Raw genomic sequence first — 15622 nt, forward strand, 5'->3', positions numbered from 1 at the left:
CGGTGCCGGTGGCCCGCCCGGCATCGGGCGGGCCACCGGCGGTCAGGGCAGCGCCCTGAGGAAGGGCCCGTGGTTGAGCCGGAACTCCCAGTTGTAGTAGCGGTCCCAGTTGATCGACCAGGTCATCAGACCGCGGAAGGCGGGGTTGGTGCCGCTGCGCGGGGTGTAGCTGCCGCAGCTCTGGCCACGGACGAGGCAGCTGACGGCCGCCTGCACGCCGGCCGGGGCGAGATAGCCGTTGCCGGCGCTGACCGAGGAGGGGGCGCCGAAGGCGACCTGGTCCTCGCGCAGCGGGGGGAAGACCGCGGCCGTGTTGCCGGCGACCGGGAAGCCGGCGAGGAGCATGTCGGTCATCGCGACGTGGAAGTCGGAGCCGCCCATGGTGTGGTACTGGTTGTCGAGCCCCATGATCGGACCGGAGTTGTAGTTCTGTACGTGCAGCACGGTGAGGTCGTCGCGCAGCGCGTGGATCACCGGCAGGTAGGACCCGGCCCGCGGATCCTGCCCGCCCCACGGGCCCGGCCCGTAGAACTGGTAGCCGAGCTGGACGAAGAAGGTCTCCGGCGCCATGGTCAGCACGAAGCCCGCGCCGTAGCGCTGCTTCAGCGTGCGGATCGCCGAGATCAGGTTGACGATCACCGGGGTGCTCGGGTTGCGGAAGTCGGTGTCCCCGGCGTTCAGATACAGCGAGTGCCCCTCGAAGTCGATGTCCAGCCCGTTCAGCCCGTACCGGTCGATGATCGCGGCGACGGATCGGACGAAGGTGTCCCGGGCGGCGCTGGTGGTGAGCTGCACCTGGCCGTTCTGTCCGCCGATGGAGAGCAGCACCTTCTTGCCCTGCTGCTGTTTGGCCCGGATCGCCGCGGTGAACTCCGCCTCGGTCTCCACCCCGGGGCACTCACTGGCCGGGCAGAGCTGGAACCGGATGTCGCCGGAGGTCACCGAGGTGGGCTCGCCGAAGGCGAGGTTGACGATGTCCCAGTCGGCCGGGACGTCGGCCATCCGCAGGTAGCCCGAGCCGTTGGCGAAGCTGGCGTGCAGGTAGCCGATCAGTGCGTGCCGGGGCAGGCCCGTCGCCGGGGGCGTGGTCGGTGGGGGCGTGGTGGGCGGCGGTGTGGTCGGCGGCGGTGTGGTGGGCGGGGGAGTGGTGGGCGGTGGGGTGGTGCCGCCGCCGCACGGGGCCCCGTTGAGGGTGCAGTCGGTGGGCGAGCCCGACCCGGTGGCGAGGAAGCCGAAGGTGACCGAGGCGCCCGGGGCGATGGTGCCGTTCCAGGACCGGTTGCTGAAGGTGTGCCGCTGGCCGGAGCTGCTCACCGTGGCGTCCCAGTAGGAGCCGAGCGTGGTGCCGACGGGCAGGGTGAAGGCGACCTGCCAGCTGGTGAGCGTGCCGGCGCCGCCGTTGGTGACGGTGTATTTGCCCTCCCAACCGGTGCCCCAGTCGGCGGTCTTCACGAACGTGGCGGTCGGCCCGGCGGCGCGCGCCGGCCCGGCCAGGGTGAGCGTGGTGGCGGCGGTGGCGAGCGCCGCCACCGCGGCTAGCAGCAGGGTTCGGGCATGGCGGCGCATCCGGACCTCCCGGGGCGAGGGCCGTCTGATCGACGGATGCACAATTATTAGGATTGTTAACTGTCAGTGTCCACCCCCGTCGCGCGCTTCGTTCTGTCGTACCCCGACGGCAGCATGCATTCATGGCTGTCCCCGCGTTGACCCCTCCACCCGACCAGCCGCGCACCGTGCCGCTGCGCGAGGCGCGCACCCGGTTCACCCAGCTCGTCGCGCTCGCCGAGCTGACCGACGCCGTCACGGTGCTCACCCGCGACGGCGATCCCCGTCCGATCGCCGCGATCGTGCCGGCGGCCGCCGCCCGCAGCGCCGCCCAGGCGCGGGCCGACGCCGACCGGCTCGCCGCGGTCACCGCCGGCTGGGCCCGTCGCCTCGACGAGCAGCACCGGCAGAGCGCCCGCCGGCACTCCGCCGAGCTACGCGCGGTGCGTGCCGCGCTGGCCGAGGCGTGGGCCGAGCTCGACCGCCGGGCCGCACCGGGCGGCGATCCGGCGCTGGCCCGCCTCCGGGCCGCTCACGCCGACCTGCTCGCCGACTGAGCCGCCCCGCCTCGGCGCAGTGGCGGGCGGGCCAGGTCCGGGCGGTGGGCCGGGCCGCCCCGCCTCGGCACGGTGCCGGCCGGGCCAGGTCCGGCCGGGCCAGGTCCGGGCGGCGGGCTCAGCCGGTGGCCGGATAGGCGTGCGTCTCGGCCGCCTTCACCGCAGCCCAGACCGGCTGGCCCGGAGCGAGCCGCAACTGCGCGGCGGCGGCCGGGGTGATGTCCGCGGCCACCACGATCGGGCCGTCCAGCCGCACCCGCAGGTAGTCGCCGTGCCGCTGGATGCCGCCAACCGTGGCCGGCCACGCGTTGCGCGGGCTGCCGTCCGGGCGGTTCGGGTGCACGGCCACCGCAGCCGGCCGGAACGCCACGAACGCCTCGCCGTCGACCCGGTCGGCCACGGTGAGGGTCAGCTCGTCGGCGACCCGCACCCGGCCGGCGCTGGCCCGGCCCCGGTGCAGGTTCAGCCCGACGAGCCGGGCCACGTAGTCGGTGCGCGGCTGGGCGGTGACGCTCGCCCCGTCCCCCTCCTGCACCACCCGGCCACCCTCCACGATGACCAGCCGGTCGGCCAGGGCCAGCGCGTCGAGCGGATCATGGGTGACCAGCAGGGTCGCGCCGGGGTGCGCGGTGAGGTGGCGGTGCAGCTCGGCGCGGGTCTCCAGCCGGGTCCGGGCGTCCAGCGCGGCGAGCGGCTCGTCCAGCAGCAGCAGCGACGGCGTCACGGCGAGCGCGCGGGCCAGCGCGACCCGCTGCGCCTGCCCGCCGGAGAGCTGCCGTGGCCGGCGGTGCGCCTGCTCGGCCAGCCCGACCCGGTCAAGCCACTCCCGAGCGGTGCCCCGGGCGGCACCCCGCCCGGCGCCGTGCCGGCGCGGGCCGAAGGCCACGTTCTCCAGCGCGGTCAGGTGCGGGAAGAGCAGGTAGTCCTGGAAGACCACGCCGATCGGACGGCGTTCGGTGGGCACCCAGGTGGCCCGCGCCGGCCGGTCGAGATCCGAGCCGCCGAGGGTGACGTGCCCGTCGGTGAGGGGTTGCAGGCCGGCGAGGGCCCGCAGCGCCGTGGTCTTGCCAGCCCCGTTCGGCCCGAGCAGTGCGACCACCTCGCCGGCGGCCACCCGCAGCGGCACGTCGAGGCGGAACGCGCCCCGATCCACCACGAGCCGGGCGTCGAGCAGCGGGCCGGTCACGGGGCGGTGATCCAGCGGTCGCGCAGCGCGGCGAGGATGGTGACCGAGACGGTCAGCAGCACGAGGCTGAGCACGATCGCGGACTCGAGGTCGGTCTCCAGCGCCAGGTAGACCGCCAGCGGCATGGTCTGGGTCCGGCCCGGGTAGTTGCCGGCGAAGGTGATGGTGGCGCCGAACTCGCCGAGCGCCCGCGCCCAGCAGAGCACCGCGCCGGCCGCCAGCCCCGGCCCGACCAGCGGAAGCGTCACGTGGGTGAAGGTGGTCCACCGGCCCGCGCCGAGAGTGGCGGCCGCCTCCTCGTAGCGCGGGTCGGCGCCGCGCAGCGCCCCCTCGACCGCGATCACCAGGAAGGGCATCGCCACGAACGCCTCGGCGAGCACCACGCCGGTGGTGGTGAACGGCAGGGTGACCCCGAACGTCGAGTCGAGCCAGCCGCCGAGCAGCCCTCGGCGGCCGAAGACCAGCAGCAGGGCCACCCCACCGACGACCGGCGGCAGCACCAGCGGCACGGTGACCAGGGCGCGTACCAGGCGGCGGCCGGGGAACTCCACGCGGGCGAGCAGCCAGGCCAGCGGGACGCCGAGCAGCAGGCAGAGCAGGGTGGCCAGGGTCGCCGTCTGCAACGACAGGCGCAGCGCGGTCAGCACCCCCGGCTCGGTGAGGCGCTGCGGCAGCGTCGACCAGGGCGCGCGGACCACCAGCCCGGCCAGCGGCAGGACCAGGAAGAGCAGCCCCAGCCCGGCCGGGAGCAGCAGGGGCAGCGGCACCCGGGCGCGCCGCGCGGCCGTACGCCGGTCGGCCGGGACGGCGGGCGGGGCGTCGGTCGTCGTGGTCACGGGGCCTGGAAGCCCGCCTCCGTGAGCACGGCGCGACCCGCCTCGGAGCGGACGTATCCGACGAACGCCTCGCCGCCGGCCCGGTTGGGGGCGTCCTTGAGCAGGACGATCGGGTAGTCGTTGACCGCCCGGGCGGACTCGGGGAACTCGACGCCGGTCACGTCGCCGGCCGCGGCCTTCGCGTCGGTGCGGTAGACCAGGGCGGCGTCGACCTCGCCGAGTCGCACCTTGGCGAGCGCGCTCTTGACGTCCTGTTCGAGGGTGACCGGGGTCAGCTTCACCGCGGCCGCGTCGAGCGCGGTGCGGGCAGCCGCGCCGCACGGCACCTGTTCGGCGCAGAGCGCCACCTTGGTGCCCGGCCGGGTGAGGTCGGCCAGGCCGGTGACCGCCTTCGGGTTGTCCCGGGCGACGGCGATGACCAGCTGGTTGCGCACGAACGTGCTCGGCTCGCCGTCGGCGTTGCCGGCCTCGGTGACGGTCGCCATGTTGCGGGGCGCGGCCGAGGCGAAGACGTCGGCCGGCGCGCCCTGGTTGATCTGAGTGGCCAGGGCCGAGCTGCCGCCGAAATTGAACACCACCGTCGTGCCCGGGTGGGCGGCCTCGAAGTCCTTGCCGATCCGGGTGAACGACTCGGTCAGCGACGCGGCGGCGAGCACCGTGACAGTGCCGGTGACGCCGGAGCCACCGGCCGCGCCGGCGCTGTCGTCGGTGTCGCCGCACGCGGTCAGGGTCAGGGCCAGGGCGAGCGCCCCGGCCATCGCCGCACGGATCGGTCGGTTGCTCATGTGCCGGCCCTCCCTCTCGCCCCGGCGGTCGGGGCGGCCCGTTCCACCACGACCGTGGTGGACTTGATCACCGCCACGGCCACCGAGCCGACCCGCAGGTCCAGTTCCTCGACGGCCTCGCGGCTCATCAACGAGACGATCCGGAACGGCCCGGCCTGGATGTCGACCTGGGCCATCACGGTGTCCTTGAGGACGTTGACCACGATGCCGCGTAGCCGGTTGCGGGCCGAGGAGGAGTCGGCACCCTCGTCGGGGTCGGCGCTTTGGCTGCGGGCGAACGCGGCCAGGTCGACCCCGTCGACCACCCGGTGCCCCTGCGCGTCGCGGTCGGCCGGCAGCCGGCCGGCGTCGATCCAGCGGCGCACGGTGTCCGTGCTGACGCCGAGCAACTCGGCAGCCTCGCCGATCCGGAACCGTCCCATCGGGTCACCCTAGCGTCCGCAACTGCGACTCTGGAAGCCCGCATCGGCTGGCTTCCGCGGCGCTAGTGACCGAATGACACCCGCAGCTGCGGCGGCGCCGCCCGACCGGGCCGGGTCGGGCGGCGCCGGCTGGTTCAGCAGTTGCGCAGCTCGGGTGACTGGTTGAGCAGCTGGCTGCGGGGCGACACGAACTCGCGGTACGTGCTCGTGTCGACCGCGGCCGGGCGGAAGGCGGCGACCCGGTGACAGTTCTGGAAGGCCAGCCGGACCCCGAAGTGCCGCTCCAGGCCGGCTCGGATCGCGTCGCTGGCCAGGGCGCGCAGCAGTTGGCCCCGCTCGGCATCGGACGGCGGCGGGATCGTGTTGTCGGCGTGGTCGGCGCCGGTGGCCTCCAGTTCGGCGACCACGCGGCTCACCGTCGACCAGGCGTACGGAAGGGAGTCGCGGACGCAGGCGGCGAAGTCGGCGTCGTCGATCGGGCCGCGGTCGGCGGCCTCGAGCAGCGCGGGCGGGACGGTGAGGGACATGGTCATCCTCCATTCAGAAATGACAACCGTTGTCATCAACGGCGTGAATGGAGCACACCACGGGGCCACGGCGGGGTCAACAGTGGACCGGCGTGCCGGTCTCGAACACGCCGGGAGCCCCGGCGCGGGTGACGGTGGAGCTGGCGGCGGCCGCCCTGATCAGGCCCGGCGGGTCCGGCCCTTCAGGTGCCGGCCCAGCTCCCGGGCGATCTCCCGGTTGGCGTCCCGCTCCGCCAGCGCCTGCCGCTTGTCGTACGACCGGCGGCCCTGGGCCAGAGCGAGCTCGACCTTCGCCCAGCCGTTGTCGAAGTACATCGACAGCGGCACGAGGGTGAAGCCGCCCTCCCGGGTCTTCTCCACGATCCGCGCGATCTCCACCCGGTGCAGCAACAGCTTGCGGGTCCGCCGCGGTTGGTGGTTGGTCCAGCTGCCGAAGCCGTACTCGGCGATGTGCAGCCCGTAGAGCATGATCTCGCCGTCGCGCTCCTGGGCGAACGCGTCCACCAGCGAGGCGCGCCCCTCGCGCAGCGACTTGACCTCCGTGCCGACCAGCACGATCCCAGCCTCGTACGTCTTGAGCACGGTGTAGTCGTGCCGGGCCTTCTTGTTCGAGGCGATCAGCCGGCGCTCGGGCTGCCTGGAGGCGTTCACCCGGCCGAGGATAACCGCCGCGCCGCCGCCGGCCCCGGCACTCGCCGGCCCCGGTACCCGCCGCTCAGCCGTCGGTGGCGCGGACGCGACGAACCAGCTCCCGCACCATGGCGAGGAACCGGTCCTCCGACTCGCACGGCCAGTGACCCAGGATCGGCGGCGGCACGCTCTCACCCGGTGGCACCACCACGTCGCTCGGGTCGATCTGCCGCCGGTCGACCCGAGCCGCCGGGTCGTCGGGCGGTGCCGGCTCGCCGCCCCGATGCGGGGAGAAGATCCACCCCCCGATCTGGTCGGTGTCCCGCCAGATGTTGATCCATCGCCAGCCGACCCGCCGTCCCACCTCCCGCAGCACCTCGTCGTTGACGTACGCCGGGAAGAGGTGGGCGTAGAGCCGGCGCAGCGGCGAGCCGTAGGTGAGCAGGGCGACCCGGTCGCCGACCCCGTCCGGCAGTTGCAACACGGTCGCGGCGAGCAGCACCGACCCGTGACTGTGCCCGGAGAGCAGCACCCGGTCTCCCTGCCGAACCAGGTGGGTGATCCGCCGGGCCAGCTCCGGCACCGCCCGTTCGGCGTAGCAGGGCGGCGCGAACGGATGGGCCGCGCGGGGCCAGAAGGTGCCCAGGTCCCAGATGACGCCGACGTAGCGGCGGAACTCGGCGGTCCGGTAGGCGAAGATGCCTCCGACCACCAGTCCGAGGATGACCGCCGCGATCACGTAGCTGCCCAGCCCGATGAAGAAGTTCACCATCTCGCCGGGGATCCTGACGACGCGGTGCGCGACCTCCGCCGGGTAGCGCCCCATCACCCCGAAGACGCTGGTCACCAGGCCCAGCGCGATGAGGCAGGCGTAGGTCACGGTGAGCGGCTCCAGCCGCTCGGTGAACCGGGCCTTGGCGATCGTCCGCTCGACCTGCCGCAGCCGGGGCGCCGCCTCCGGTGGCGCGTCCGGGAAGTCGCGGGCGACGATGTCGGCCGCGACCCGCATCCGGGCCGGGCGGGACAGGACGGTGGCCGCGAAGCCGACCGCCACGGTGCCGGCCACCGCCATCAGGAACCCGAAGATCGCCCACTTGAACGCCAGCGGCGGGCTGGTGACGAGGTGGTCGGCGGTGGGTTTGTCGCGGTCGAGCAGGTCCGACACCCGGTAGATCAGCTCGGAGGAGAACGCCACCGCCAGCCCGGTGGCCACGGCGGCGACCGCCGGCGCGCCCGGCCCGCGCACCGACTGGCCGCGCCGACGGGGCTGGCGCAGCGCGACCAGGCCGATGGCGCCCAGCAGCGCCGTCTGGGCCACGAAGATCCAGGCCATCGTCGCGCCGTAGCGGGGCAGCCCGGTGGCCTGCGGCCACGGCGACGGGTCGAGCAGGATGAACAACACCACCACCACGGTCAACACGCCGGCGACGGTCCGCAGGCCCCGGGTCAGCCGGTCCGTGACCGAGTCGGTGCCCGGCCGGTCGATCATCGGGTGCGCGCTGACCAGCGCCACGCAGGCCCCGAGGACGACCCCGACGAGGATGGTCAGCACGAGCCAGGCGACGGACGCCGCCGAGCCGGCCCGGGCGGCCAGCAGGCTCGCGTCCAAGGTCGCGAACGCGGCCGCGACGTGGATCGACCGCAGCCGGCCGACGAACGGGCCCGCATCCCACTGGCCGACCGCGCCGAGCTGGTGCACGTCGTACTCGGCTGCCGTGGACGGGCGGAACGCGGCGAACGGCCGGCCGGGCAGAGCCCCGAGCCACCAGACCACGCCGATGGCCGCCGCGGGCACCAGGGCGAGCACCGCCAGGCGCAGACCTATCCGTTGTCCACCGAGCCAGGACAGCCAGTCGCGGCCGGAGAGACAGGTCGGGCTGGACATGCAGCGCCAGCCGACCATGTCCAGCGAGACTCCGACGACGGTGAGCACGTAGAGCGCGGTCAGGGTGAGCCCGAGCACCCGGCAGAGCACCTTCATCGCGAGGTGCGCCCGGCCCCGCTTCGGCCCCATCCAGACCGCGACGTTGCAGAGCATGAACGGCAGCAGGAACACCAGCGACAGGGTGCGTACCGCGGTCCCTGACGGCAGGTCGCTCCAGCGGTACACCTCCGGGATCAGCCCGTCCGGGCCGGTGCTGTCCGGGTAGCCGGGACGCGGCCGGAAGAAGCCACCGTTACGGTCTCCGGCCACCTGGTGCGCGTGCGGCCGGTCCAGCACCTGGGCGGCATCCGCACCGGAGACGCCGTGCACGCGTAGCTCGACGACCTCGCCGGACGTCGCCGGCCCGGTCGACGACGCTGGCGTCTCCGACATCGGCCCCCCGAGGTGTCTACGGCAACCGGCACCGCCTCGCCCGGCCCGGCCGGTGCCCGGCCCCGGTTACCCGCCCCGGCGCGGCCCAACCGTCGCGGCTGCCCCGGCCGGACGCCGCAGGCGGGGGGACAGGTGCGTTCCCCGGCGGCGGGAGTGGTTTCATGGGCGCCATGGCGAACCCGGTGATCCTGACCATCGACGACGACCCGGTGGTCTCCCGGGCGGTGGCCCGCGACCTCCGTCGCCACTACGGCGAGCGCTACCGGATCGTCCGGGCCGGGTCGGGCCCGGAGGCACTGGAGGCGCTGCGCGAGATCAAGCTGCGCGGTGAGCGGGTGGCGCTGCTGCTGGCCGACTACCGGATGCCCGAGATGACCGGTATCGAGTTCCTCGAGGCGGCGATGGACCTCTTCCCGGCCGCCCGCCGGGTGCTGCTCACCGCGTACGCCGACACGGACGCCGCGATCGAGGCGATCAACGTGGTGGACCTCGACCACTACCTGCTCAAGCCCTGGCACCCACCGGAGGAGAAGCTCTATCCGGTGGTGGACGGCCTGCTGGAGACGTGGGCGGCCACCCCGGACGCGGCGCTGAGCGAGATCCGGGTGGTCGGGCACCGCTGGTCCGCGCCGTCGTTCAAGGTCCGCGACTTCCTGGCCCGCAACCTGATCCCGTACCGCTGGCTGCTCACCGACGACCCGGAGGGGGCGCGGCTGCTGGCCGCGGCCGGCGCCACCGAGGACGAGGTGCCTCTGGTGGTGACCGCCGACGGCAAGACCCTGGTCGGCCCCACCCCGGCCGAGTTGGCCAGCGTGGTCGGCCTCACCGTCGAACCGACCACCGACTTCTACGACCTGGTGGTGGTCGGCGCCGGCCCGGCCGGCCTCGGCTCGGCGGTGTACGGCGCGTCCGAGGGTCTGCGCACGGTGCTGGTGGAGCGCCGGGCCACCGGCGGTCAGGCCGGGCAGAGCAGCCGGATCGAGAACTACCTGGGCTTTCCCGACGGTGTCTCCGGCGCACAGCTCACCGACCGGGCCCGCCGGCAGGCGTTGAAGTTCGGCGCGGAGATGCTGACGACGCGGGAGGTGGTCGGCCTGACCGAGGGCGGCGGGGCCCGACTTCTGCGCTTCGGCGACGGCACCGAGATCGCCGCGCACACCGTGGTCCTGGCCACCGGGGTCTCCTACCGCGTGCTCGACGCGCCCGGCCTGGCCGAGCTCACCGGCCGCGGGGTCTTCTACGGCTCCGCCGCCACCGAGGCGCCGAGCTGCGTCGACCAGGACGTCTACATCGTGGGCGGGGCCAACTCGGCCGGCCAGGCCGCGGTGCACTTCTCCCGGTACGCCGCCCGCGTACACCTGCTGATCCGGGGTGCGGACCTCACCGCCTCGATGTCGCGCTACCTGATCGACCAGCTGGACCGGAACGACCGGATCACCGTGCACCCGCACACCCGGGTGGCAACCGGCGCGGGCGGGGACCACCTGGAACGCCTCACCCTCTGTGACACCCGCACCGGCGAGCAGCGCACCGTCGACACCTCCTGGCTGTTCATCTTCATCGGGGCGGAGCCGCGCACCGACTGGCTGGACGGCGTGCTGGTGCGCGACTCGCGCGGCTTCATCGTCACCGGCCCCGACCTGGTCACCGGCGGGCAGCGGCCGCCGGGCTGGTCGCTGACGCGCGACCCGTACCACCTCGAGACGAGCCTGCCGGGGGTCTTCGCCGCCGGCGACGTGCGGGCCGAGTCGGTCAAGCGGGTCGCGTCCGCGGTCGGCGAGGGCGCGATGGCCGTCTCGCTCGTGCACCGTTACCTGGAGGCGCAGTGACCACCCCGACCGACCGGCTGGGCCCGCAGCAGCTGCGCAGCCTCTTCCTGTTCGAGTCCCTCGACGACGACCAGTTGGCCTGGCTGGCCGAGCACGGCCGGGTGGAGCAGCGCGCCGGCGGCACCGTCGTCTACGCCGAGGGCGAGGCGGCGACCTGCTTCTTCGTGCTGCTGCACGGCGTGGTGACGATGACCCGCCTGGTCGGTGGCGACGAGGTGGAGGTGTCCCGCACCGAGCAGCGCGGGGTGTACGGCGGGGCCACCCAGGCCTACCTGGACGACGAGAGCGAACAGCTCTACCGCAACACGTTGCGGGCGGTCGTCGACTCGGAGTTCTTCGTGCTGCCGGCGGAGAGCTTCGCCGAGGCCGTCCGCTCCTGGTTCCCGATGGCGATGCACCTGCTGGAGGGGCTCTTCGTCGGCATGCGGGCCAGCCAGACCATCGTCGGTGAACGGGAGCGGCTGCTCGCCCTCGGTTCGCTCTCCGCGGGGCTGACCCACGAGCTGAACAATCCCGCCGCGGCGGCCGTGCGGGCGACCTCGGTGCTGCGTGACCGGGTGGCCGGCATGCGGCACAAGCTCGCCATGATCGCCGATGGCCGGCTGGACGGGCGGGGCCTGCAGGCCCTGGTCGAGCTGCAGGAGGAGGCGGTGGCCCGGGTGGCCGCCGCGCCGAAGCTGAGCCCGATGGCCGCCGCCGACGCCGAGGACGCGCTCACCGACTGGCTGGACGAGCACGGCGTGGGCGGCGCCTGGGACCTGGCGCCGACCCTGGTCGGCGGCGGTGCCGACATCGACTGGCTGGCCCGGGTGAAGGCCCATGTCGGCCCGGCCGACCTGGAGGCGGCCGTGCGCTGGCTCACCTACACGGTGGAGACCGAGCTGCTGATGCGGGAGATCGGCGACGCGGTCACCCGGATCTCCGGCCTGGTCGGCGCGGCCAAGCAGTACTCCCAGCTGGACCGGGCGCCGTTCCAGGTGGTCGACGTGCACGACCTGCTCGACGCGACGCTGGTGATGTTCAAGGCCAAGATCCCCGCCGGGGTCAAGCTGGTCCGCGAGTACGACCGCGACCTCCCGCCGGTGCCGGCGTACGCGGCGGAGCTGAACCAGGTCTGGACCAATCTGATCGACAACGCGCTCGCCGCGATGGGGGAGAAGGGCACTCTGACCGTCCGGACCGGACGCTCCGGCGACCTGCTCACGGTCGAGGTCGTCGACACCGGGTCCGGCATCCCGCCGGCGGTCCGCCCGCGCATCTTCGAGCCGTTCTTCACCACCAAGCCGGTCGGCTCCGGCACCGGGCTCGGGCTGGACATCTCGTACCGGATCGTGGTCCGCAAGCACCACGGCGACATCCGGGTGGAGAGCGCGCCCGGCAACACCACCTTCCGGGTGCTGCTGCCGCTCACCGCGGAGCTTCCGCCCGCGCCCTGACCGGACACGCGGTTGGCACAGTCGTTCGACACGCCGATGACAGGCAGACACGACACGATCGCGGACCGTAGGCTCCCGGCGATACCGCCGCCAGAGGAGGCGCCGTGGAGTCGATGGCCCGTCAGCGTCCCCCGTCCGGCGACGCCCCACCGCAGCGGTCGGCCGACGACGCCGCAGCGGTCCTCCCGGAGCTGGAGGACTACGCCTGGATGCACCACGCCAGCGAGTTCGCGCACACCAGCTTCTGGGCGGTGGCCCGCCGGCTGCCCCGGTTGGTCCGCGAGGCGGTGGCGCTGGCCTGGGGCACCAGCCGGCGGGACACGGTCGCCTCGATCGGGCTGAACGTCGCCGCCGGGGTGCTCACCACGTTCGGCCTGCTCGCCACCACCAACGTCCTGCGTGAGCTGTTCGCCGTCGGCCCGACGCCGGACCGGGTCCGGGCCGCGATGCCGGCCCTGCTGGTGGCCGCGGTCGCGGTCTTCGCCCGTGGCGGCCTGCTGATCGCGGCCGGCTGGGCGCAGGCCCGGCTCACCCCGCAGATCAACTACGCGGTGGAGCTGCGGCTCTTCGAGACCACCACCGCCGTCGACCTGGCCGCCTTCGACGACGCCGGGTTCGCCGAGGAGATGGACCGGGCCCGCGAACGTGGGATGACCGAGGCGGCGTACATCGTGGACCACACCGTCGACCTGGTCACGGGCGTGGTCGGTCTGCTCGCCACTGCTGCGGCGGTGGCGGTGATCCAGCCGGTGCTGCTGCCCTGCCTGCTGCTCGCCGCGGTGCCGCAGGCGGTCACCGCGGTCCGGATGGCCCGCCGGCAGTACCTCGCCATGCTGGCCCGGATCAACCGACACCGGCGGATGGGGATGCTCGCGCACCTGATGGCCAACCGGCACACCGCCGCCGAGGTGCGCGTCTACCAGATGCGCGACTTCCTGCTCTCCGAGTACCGGGCGATGATGGCCGTCGAGACCCGGGCCCACCTGCGGCTGGTCCGGTCGCAGACCGGCACCCGGGTGATCGGGGCGAGCATCGCCGGGCTGGCCACCTTCGGCCTCTACGCGGTCCTCGGCGCGCTGCTGCTCGGTGGGCTGGTGGCGCTCGCCGCGGCGGCCACCGCGCTGCTCGCCCTCCAGTCGGCGCGGACCAGTCTCGGCGTCGCGGTCCTCGCCACCAATTCGCTCTACGAGGACGCCCTCTACTACCAGGACTACCGCGACTTCCTGGAGCGGGCCCGGGGCCGCGTCGCGGCCGTCGGCGACGGCCGGGTCGACGGGTTCGACGCGATCACGCTCGACCGGGTGAGCCTGCACTACCCGGACACCGACCGGCCGGCCGTCGACGAAGTCAGCCTCACCGTGCGCCGGGGCGAGGTGGTCGCGCTGGTCGGCGAGAACGGCTCGGGCAAGACCACGCTGGCCAAGCTCATCGCCGGCCTCTACCGGCCGACCGCCGGGGCGGTGCGCTGGGACGGGGTGGATGCCGCCGAGTTGGATCCCCGGCTGCTCGGCGCGCACGTCGCGGTGATGACCCAGGAGTGGTGGAAGTTCCCGTTCACGGCGGGGCAGAACATCCGCATCGGACGGCACGACCGGGAGCCGGGGCGCGCGGGACCGACCGTGCAGGACGCCGCCCGCTCCGCCGCCGCGCACGACATGATCGCCGGGCTGCCGTACGGCTACGACACCCTGCTGGACCGGGAGTTCAAGAACGGCCAGGACCTCTCCGGCGGGCAGTGGCAGCGGCTGGTGGCCGCGCGCGGGCTCTACCGCGACGCCACCCTGCTGATCTGCGACGAGCCCTCGGCGGCGCTGGACGCCCGGGCCGAGCACGCGCTCTTCCAGCACCTGCGCCGCCGGCCGGACCGGGCGGTCGTCCTGATCACACACCGGCTCGCCAACGTCCGGCACGCCGACCGGATCTTTGTGATGGACCGGGGCCGCCTTCTCCAGCAGGGCAGCCACGACGAGCTGATGACGGCCGGTGGCCTCTACCGGGAGCTCTTCGAACTCCAGGCCAGCGGCTACCTCGCCCGTTCTCCCGAGGACGAGCGGGGTGTGCCGCGCTGAGCCGCCCGCCCGGGGGCATCGGTCCGGCGTTGACTTCCAGTGCACACGAACTCCTAGCGTGGGCGCACCACGGCGGGTTCGCCGGGGGTGTTATCGACGGCAGGGAGCACAGGCATGCGTTACCGCGTTCTCGGCGGCACCGGCATCGAGGTGAGCGTCCACGCACTCGGCACGATGATGTTCGGCTCGGTGGGAAACCCCGACCACGACGAGTGCGTCCGGATCATCCACGCCGCCCTCGACCGCGGGATCAACCTCGTGGACACCGCCGACATGTACTCCGCCGGCGAGTCCGAAGTGATCGTCGGCAAGGCGCTGCGCGGACGCCGGGACGAGGTGGTGCTCGCCACCAAGGTGCACTTCCCGATGGGGGAGGGGCGCAACCGGGGCGGCAACTCCCGCCGCTGGATCATGCGCGCCGTCCAGGACAGCCTGCGCCGGCTGGGCACCGACTGGATCGACCTCTACCAGGTCCACCGCCCGGATCACACCACAGACGTCGAGGAGACCCTCGGCGCCCTCACCGACCTGGTCCGCGCCGGCACCATCCGCGCCTTCGGCTGCTCGACCTTCCCGGCGGAGGAGATCGTCGAGGCGCAGCACGTCTCCGAGCGGCGCGCGCTCGGCCGCTTCCGCACCGAGCAACCGCCCTACTCGCTGCTGGCCCGGGGCATCGAGGCGGACGTGCTCCCGGTCAGCCGGCGCTACGGCATGGGCGTACTGACCTGGAGCCCGCTCGCCTCGGGCTTCCTCTCCGGACGGTTCCGCGACGGCCGGCCGGTCGACCTGACCAGTGGGCGGGCCGCCCTCACGCCGGCCCGCTTCGACCCGGCCATCCCCGGCAACGGCGCCAAGTATCGGGCGGTCGAGGAACTGGCCGGTCTGGCCGAGCGGCTGGGCTGCACGCTGCCCGAGCTGGCGGTGGCGTTTCCCGCTGCCCATCCGGCGGTCACCTCCGTGATCATCGGACCGCGCACCATGGCCCAGCTCGACGGGTTGCTCTCCGGTGCCACGCTCACCCTCGACGACGCGGCGCTCGACCGGATCGACGAGATCGTGCCGCCCGGCACGAACCTCTACGCCCCGGACGGCGTCTGGCGTCCGCCGGCGTTGACCGATCCGGCCCGACGTCGGCGCCCGGCTGCCGAGCGCGCCGCGGCCTGACGGTTCGCCCGCGACGATCAGGGCGGGGCGGCGTACGCCCCGCCTCTCGCGTTCCTTCGCCGGTTGTCCGGATGCTGGGCGAGTCTTGTATTCCTATCGGGTAAATAGGAATATGGGCGCGTGCCGATCGGTCTGCTGCTCATCTCCCGCCGGGTCGTCGACCTGATGCGGGTCGCCTCCGGGCTCTGTACCGGCTCCGGCCGACGGCCGGCCTGACACCACCGGCCGGCTCGGTCCGGTGGCGCTGCTGCCGACGGCCCCGGTCGCCGGGCGGTGCCCGAAAAGATCCCGCATCGCCCGGCTCGATGCCGGGCCGCTG

Annotated in this window: 13 protein-coding genes; 5 read left to right on the plus strand and 8 right to left on the minus strand. The window is 73.7% G+C overall.

Annotated elements, in window-relative coordinates; genetic code table 11:
* Positions 1 to 42: 42 nt before the first annotated feature.
* Positions 43 to 1545, minus strand: a complete 1503-nt coding sequence (locus AB0C04_RS22580) for a cellulose binding domain-containing protein (protein WP_357057820.1) — start codon at positions 1543 to 1545, stop codon at positions 43 to 45.
* Positions 1546 to 1688: 143 nt separating this feature from the next.
* On the opposite strand from AB0C04_RS22580, the gene AB0C04_RS22585 reads away from it, so the two are divergent.
* Positions 1689 to 2102, plus strand: a complete 414-nt coding sequence (locus AB0C04_RS22585; protein WP_357057703.1) for a type II toxin-antitoxin system Phd/YefM family antitoxin — start codon at positions 1689 to 1691, stop codon at positions 2100 to 2102.
* Between the two features lie 118 nt (positions 2103 to 2220).
* On the opposite strand, the gene AB0C04_RS22590 is transcribed toward AB0C04_RS22585, so the two are convergent.
* From AB0C04_RS22590 to AB0C04_RS22620, 7 genes are all read right to left on the minus strand, one after another.
* The gene (locus AB0C04_RS22590; protein WP_357057705.1) at positions 2221 to 3288 is read right to left on the minus strand and encodes an ABC transporter ATP-binding protein; all 1068 of its coding nucleotides are present in this window, start codon (positions 3286 to 3288) and stop codon (positions 2221 to 2223) included.
* The gene (locus AB0C04_RS22595) at positions 3285 to 4055 is read right to left on the minus strand and encodes an ABC transporter permease (RefSeq protein ID WP_357057822.1); all 771 of its coding nucleotides are present in this window, start codon (positions 4053 to 4055) and stop codon (positions 3285 to 3287) included. The genes AB0C04_RS22590 and AB0C04_RS22595 overlap by 4 nt, the downstream gene beginning before the upstream one ends.
* A 65-nt stretch (positions 4056 to 4120) precedes the next feature.
* A complete protein-coding gene (gene modA, locus AB0C04_RS22600; protein ID WP_357057707.1) occupies positions 4121 to 4909 on the minus strand; it encodes a molybdate ABC transporter substrate-binding protein in 789 nt (262 codons plus the stop codon).
* Positions 4906 to 5331 (minus strand): MerR family DNA-binding transcriptional regulator, encoded by a 426-nt coding sequence (locus AB0C04_RS22605; protein ID WP_357057709.1) that lies wholly within the window; start codon positions 5329 to 5331, stop codon positions 4906 to 4908. Before AB0C04_RS22605 ends, modA begins: the two co-directional genes overlap by 4 nt.
* Positions 5332 to 5465: 134 nt before the next feature.
* Positions 5466 to 5858: an SCO5389 family protein gene (locus AB0C04_RS22610; protein ID WP_350870082.1), complete on the minus strand. Its 393-nt coding sequence runs from the start codon at positions 5856 to 5858 to the stop codon at positions 5466 to 5468.
* A gap of 159 nt (positions 5859 to 6017) precedes the next feature.
* Complete coding sequence (smpB, locus tag AB0C04_RS22615) at positions 6018 to 6509, minus strand: SsrA-binding protein SmpB (RefSeq protein WP_357057712.1); 492 nt, start codon at positions 6507 to 6509, stop codon at positions 6018 to 6020.
* Positions 6510 to 6573: 64 nt separating this feature from the next.
* Positions 6574 to 8805: a hypothetical protein gene (locus AB0C04_RS22620; protein ID WP_357057714.1), complete on the minus strand. Its 2232-nt coding sequence runs from the start codon at positions 8803 to 8805 to the stop codon at positions 6574 to 6576.
* Between the two features lie 170 nt (positions 8806 to 8975).
* On the opposite strand from AB0C04_RS22620, the gene AB0C04_RS22625 reads away from it, so the two are divergent.
* The 4 genes from AB0C04_RS22625 to AB0C04_RS22640 all read left to right on the plus strand — a co-directional run bounded on the left by AB0C04_RS22625 (position 8976) and on the right by AB0C04_RS22640 (position 15303).
* Positions 8976 to 10634, plus strand: coding sequence for an FAD-dependent oxidoreductase (locus AB0C04_RS22625; protein WP_357057716.1), 1659 nt, complete (start codon positions 8976 to 8978; stop codon positions 10632 to 10634).
* Positions 10631 to 12070, plus strand: a complete 1440-nt coding sequence (locus AB0C04_RS22630) for an ATP-binding protein (RefSeq protein WP_357057718.1) — start codon at positions 10631 to 10633, stop codon at positions 12068 to 12070. Before AB0C04_RS22625 ends, AB0C04_RS22630 begins: the two co-directional genes overlap by 4 nt.
* 113 nt (positions 12071 to 12183) lie before the next feature.
* Positions 12184 to 14139: an ABC transporter ATP-binding protein gene (locus tag AB0C04_RS22635; protein WP_357057824.1), complete on the plus strand. Its 1956-nt coding sequence runs from the start codon at positions 12184 to 12186 to the stop codon at positions 14137 to 14139.
* A gap of 114 nt (positions 14140 to 14253) precedes the next feature.
* The gene (locus AB0C04_RS22640) at positions 14254 to 15303 is read left to right on the plus strand and encodes an aldo/keto reductase (protein WP_357057720.1); all 1050 of its coding nucleotides are present in this window, start codon (positions 14254 to 14256) and stop codon (positions 15301 to 15303) included.
* The last annotated feature ends 319 nt before the right edge of the window (positions 15304 to 15622 follow it).

This window comes from Micromonospora sp. NPDC048909 (genome assembly GCF_040649635.1).
In the GTDB taxonomy this organism is placed as follows: Bacteria; Actinomycetota; Actinomycetes; order Mycobacteriales; family Micromonosporaceae; genus Micromonospora.

Excerpts from the sequence above, each read along its gene's own strand:
- AB0C04_RS22585 (WP_357057703.1), top strand. The coding sequence starts at position 1,689 with ATGGCTGTCCCCGCGTTGACCCCTCCACCCGACCAGCCGCGCACCGTG.
- modA (WP_357057707.1), bottom strand. The coding sequence starts at position 4,909 with ATGAGCAACCGACCGATCCGTGCGGCGATGGCCGGGGCGCTCGCCCTG.
- AB0C04_RS22605 (WP_357057709.1), bottom strand. The coding sequence starts at position 5,331 with ATGGGACGGTTCCGGATCGGCGAGGCTGCCGAGTTGCTCGGCGTCAGC.
- AB0C04_RS22610 (WP_350870082.1), bottom strand. The coding sequence starts at position 5,858 with ATGTCCCTCACCGTCCCGCCCGCGCTGCTCGAGGCCGCCGACCGCGGC.
- AB0C04_RS22620 (WP_357057714.1), bottom strand. The coding sequence starts at position 8,805 with ATGTCGGAGACGCCAGCGTCGTCGACCGGGCCGGCGACGTCCGGCGAG.
- AB0C04_RS22625 (WP_357057716.1), top strand. The coding sequence starts at position 8,976 with ATGGCGAACCCGGTGATCCTGACCATCGACGACGACCCGGTGGTCTCC.
- AB0C04_RS22635 (WP_357057824.1), top strand. The coding sequence starts at position 12,184 with ATGGCCCGTCAGCGTCCCCCGTCCGGCGACGCCCCACCGCAGCGGTCG.
- AB0C04_RS22640 (WP_357057720.1), top strand. The coding sequence starts at position 14,254 with ATGCGTTACCGCGTTCTCGGCGGCACCGGCATCGAGGTGAGCGTCCAC.